We start from the raw sequence: 3,638 nt of genomic DNA on the forward strand, positions 1-3,638 counted from the left end.
CGGGCCAGCAGCGCCTGAAGACGGCCAGCGTCCTCATCGTCGGGGCCGGCGGCCTCGGCGCCCCGGCGGCGCTCTATCTGGCGGCCGCCGGCGTCGGCTCGGTCTTCCTGGCCGATCCCGACGTCGTGGACGCCTCGAACCTCCAGCGGCAGGTCATCTATACCGAGGGCGACATCGGCCAGCCCAAGTCCGAGGCCGCCGCCGACAGGCTGCACGCCCTCAACCCCCATATCTTCGTCGCCGGCTTCAACGGGCTCTTCGATGACACGACGGCGGACGAGCTGGTGGCCGGCGTCGACCTGGTGCTGGACGGCACCGACGACTTCGCCACGCGGTTCTGCGTCAACGCCGCCTGCGTGCGGCACGGCAAGACCCTGGTTTCCGGCGCGATCGGCCGCTGGACCGGGCAGGTCGGGGTGTTCAGCGGGCGGCCCTGCTACCGCTGCCTGGTGCCCGACGTCCCGCCCGACGCCGAGACCTGTTCGGCCGTCGGCGTCATCGGCGCCCTGGCGGGTGTAATTGGCTCCATGATGGCCCTGGAGGCGGTGAAGCTGATCACCGGGGCCGGCGAGCCGCTCACCGGCCGCCTCGCCCTCTACGACGCCCTGGCCGGGGAAAGCCGCACGGTCCGGGTCGCGGCGGACCCCCAGTGCCCCGTCTGCTCGGGTTAGAGCATCTGCGGTAGGACGCGGTCCGGCGGCTTGTGGCCGTCCATCCAGGTCTTGATGTTGATGATCACCTTCTCGCCCATCTCGACCCGGCCCTCGATGGTGGCGGACCCCAGGTGCGGCAGAAGGACGGCGTTCGGCAGGCCGATCAGCTTGGGGTTCACCTGCGGCTCGTGCTCGAAGACGTCGAGCCCGGCGGCCCCGATCGCTCCGCTCTTCAGCAGGTCCGCCAGAGCATCCTCGTCGATGATCTCGCCGCGGGCGGTGTTGATGACGATGGCGTGCGGCTGCAGCAGCTTAAGCCGGCGCGCCGACAGCAGGTGATAGGTGGCTGGGGTGTGCGGCGAGTGGACCGAGATGATGTCCATCCGCGCCAGCATCTGGTCCAGGCTTTCCCAGTAGGTCGCCTCGAGTTCCTCGGCGATGCGCAGGCTGACCGGCTTGCGGTTGTGATAGTGGATTTGCAGGCCGAAGGCCTTGGCCCGGCGGGCGACGGCGGCGCCGATCCGGCCCATGCCGATGATCCCGAGCCGCTTGCCGGTGATCCGCTTGCCCATCATCCAGGTCGGGGCCCAGCCGCGGAACTCGCCGGCCTGGATGACCTGGGTGCCCTCGACGATTCGCCGGGTGGTGGCCATCAGCAGGGCCATGGTCAGGTCGGCGGTGTCCTCGGTCAGCACGCCTGGCGTGTTGGTCACCGTCAGGCCGCGTTCGTTGGCGGCGGCGACGTCGATGTGATCGACGCCGGCCCCGAAGTTGGCGATCAGCTTCAGGTTCTCGCCGGCGTGCTGCAGCAGCTCGGCGTCGATCTTGTCGGTGATGGTGGGCGCGAGGACGTCCGCGCGCTGGACCGCGTCGATCAGCGCCTCGCGGCCCATCGGCTGGTCGGTGAGGTTCAGCTCGGTGTCGAACAGCTCGCGCATCCGGGTCTCGACCGAGTCCGGAAGTTTGCGCGTGACGATGACTTTCGGCTTGCGGGCGGCCATGAGCGAAATGAAAAGAGGCTTCTAGTGCAGCGCCGACGCGGCGGCTGCTTCGGAAAGCGACCTGTAGCAAAGCCCCCATGGACGGCCAAGGCGACCTGTTGAGAATGAGCGGTCGAAACGGCCGGATCGCGCTCGCGGCGGCGCTGTTTTCCGTGTTGACCTTCTCCGACCTTGCCCAGGCGGCCGAGCGGGCGACCCCGTCCGGTCTGCCGGTGCCGCGCTGGGTGACGCTGAAGTTCGACCGGGTGAACGCCCGCTCCGGCCCGGGCGACGACCATCAGCTGCTCTGGGTCTACCGCACCCGCAGCCTGCCGGTGCAGGTGGTGGCCGAGACCAGCGAGTGGCGGCGAGTCTGCGACCCGGACGGCGGCCTCGCCTGGGTTCACAAGCGGACGACCGACGGGAGGCGTTCGTTGATGAACGTCCGGCCGCAGCCGGTCGCCCTGCGGCGCAAGCCCAAGCCCGAGGCCAAGGTCGGCGCCTGGCTCAGCGGCCGGGCGCTCGCCAGCCTGGTGCGGTGCGACAAGGGCTGGTGCCGGGTCAAGGTCGAGGGCGCCTCCGGCTGGGTCCGTGAAGCCGAGCTGTGGGGGACCGCGCCTCAGGCGCAATGTCGGTCCAAACGCCTCAGCCGTTGAGCCGCCCGGCGGGCTCTGGTAGGCCCTCGGGTCGAATTCGAACAACAGGTCGCGCAAATGAGCCAAGACGCCGCAAGGCCCTCCAGCTACTCACTCGAGGAGCTGCTCGCCTGTGCGCGCGGCGAGATGTTCGGCCCGACCAACGCGCAGTTGCCGGCCCCGCCGATGCTGATGTTCGACCGGATCACCCAGATCACCTCGGACGGCGGCGCCCACGGCAAGGGCCACGTCGAGGCCGAGCTCGATATCCGTGACGACCTGTGGTTCTTCGCCTGTCACTTCATCAACGATCCGGTGATGCCGGGCTGCCTGGGGCTCGACGCCATGTGGCAGCTGGTCGGCTTCTTCCTGGGTTGGAGCGGCGCGCCGGGCAAGGGCCGCGCCCTCGGCGTCGGCGAAGTGAAGTTCACGGGCCAGGTGACCCCGTCGGTCTCCAAGCTGGTCTACAAGATCGATTTGAAGCGCGTGATCATGCGCAAGCTGGTGATGGGGGTCGGCGATGGGGTTCTCCTGGCCGACGGCAAGCCCATCTATGAGGCCAAGGATCTGCGGGTCGGGCTGTTCGCAGCCGAAGACCTCGCCTGATCGTTAGATTCGCCGAGTAAGCTGGAGGAGCCTGCGATGCGCCGCGTGGCGATCACCGGAATGGGCGTCGTGTCGTCGATCGGCGCCGACGCCAATGAGGTTCTGACGTCCCTGCGCGAAGCGCGCTCCGGCGTCACCGCCGCGCCGGAATATGCCGAGCTCGGCTTCCGTAGCCAGGTTCACGCCGCCCCGAACGTCGACTGGGAGGCGATGGTCGACCGGCGCGCGGCGCGTTTCCTGGCGCCGGGCACCGCCTACGGCCATATCGCCATGGAGCAGGCGATCGCCGACGCCGGACTGGAAGAGGCCGAGATTTCGCATGAGCGCACCGGCCTGGTGGTCGGCGCCGGCGGCACCTCCACCCGCATCATCATCGAGGCGGCCGAAACCGCCCGCACCCGCGGCCCCAAGCGGATCGGCCCGTTCGCCGTGCCCAAGACCATGAGCTCCGGCCCGTCGGCGACCCTGGCCACCTGGTTCAAGATCCGCGGCATCAACTATTCGATCTCCTCGGCCTGCGCGACCTCGGCCCACTGCATCGGCAACGGCTACGAGCAGATCCTGCTCGGCAAGCAGGACATCGTCTTCGCTGGCGGCGTCGAGGAGCTCGACTGGTCGCTCAGCGTCCTGTTCGACGCCATGGGCGCGATGAGCAGCAACTTCAACGACCGGCCGGCTGTGGCGTCCCGCGCCTACGACCGCGACCGCGACGGCTTCGTCATCGCCGGCGGGGCCGGCATGCTGGTGCTGGAAGAGCTCGAGCA

Annotated in this window: 5 protein-coding genes; 4 read left to right on the forward strand and 1 reads right to left on the reverse strand. The window is 69.2% G+C overall.

Annotated features, from left to right (window positions below):
• Nucleotides 1-671: HesA/MoeB/ThiF family protein (locus tag ACILRF_RS15290; RefSeq protein WP_395674402.1), on the forward strand; the 671-nt coding region annotated here is incomplete at its 5' end.
• On the opposite strand, the gene ACILRF_RS15295 is transcribed toward ACILRF_RS15290, so the two are convergent.
• Nucleotides 668-1,654: a 2-hydroxyacid dehydrogenase gene (locus ACILRF_RS15295; RefSeq protein ID WP_395674404.1), complete on the reverse strand. Its 987-nt coding sequence runs from the start codon at nt 1,652-1,654 to the stop codon at nt 668-670. The genes ACILRF_RS15290 and ACILRF_RS15295 overlap by 4 nt on opposite strands.
• Before the next feature lie 104 nt (nt 1,655-1,758).
• On the opposite strand from ACILRF_RS15295, the gene ACILRF_RS15300 reads away from it, so the two are divergent.
• The 3 genes from ACILRF_RS15300 to ACILRF_RS15310 form a co-directional block, all read left to right on the forward strand.
• Nucleotides 1,759-2,289 carry an SH3 domain-containing protein gene (locus tag ACILRF_RS15300; protein WP_395674406.1) on the forward strand — a complete coding sequence of 177 codons (531 nt, stop codon included), beginning with the start codon at nt 1,759-1,761 and terminating at the stop codon, nt 2,287-2,289.
• A gap of 57 nt (nt 2,290-2,346) precedes the next feature.
• On the forward strand, nt 2,347-2,874 hold the full coding sequence (fabA, locus tag ACILRF_RS15305; RefSeq protein ID WP_395674408.1) for a 3-hydroxyacyl-[acyl-carrier-protein] dehydratase FabA: 528 nt from the start codon (nt 2,347-2,349) through the stop codon (nt 2,872-2,874).
• A 36-nt stretch (nt 2,875-2,910) separates the two neighbouring features.
• The coding region (locus ACILRF_RS15310) for a beta-ketoacyl synthase N-terminal-like domain-containing protein (RefSeq protein ID WP_395674410.1) at nt 2,911-3,638 on the forward strand (728 nt) is incomplete at its 3' end.

The sequence above is a fragment of the Phenylobacterium sp. genome, assembly GCF_044236515.1.
Classification (GTDB): Bacteria; Pseudomonadota; Alphaproteobacteria; order Caulobacterales; family Caulobacteraceae; genus Phenylobacterium.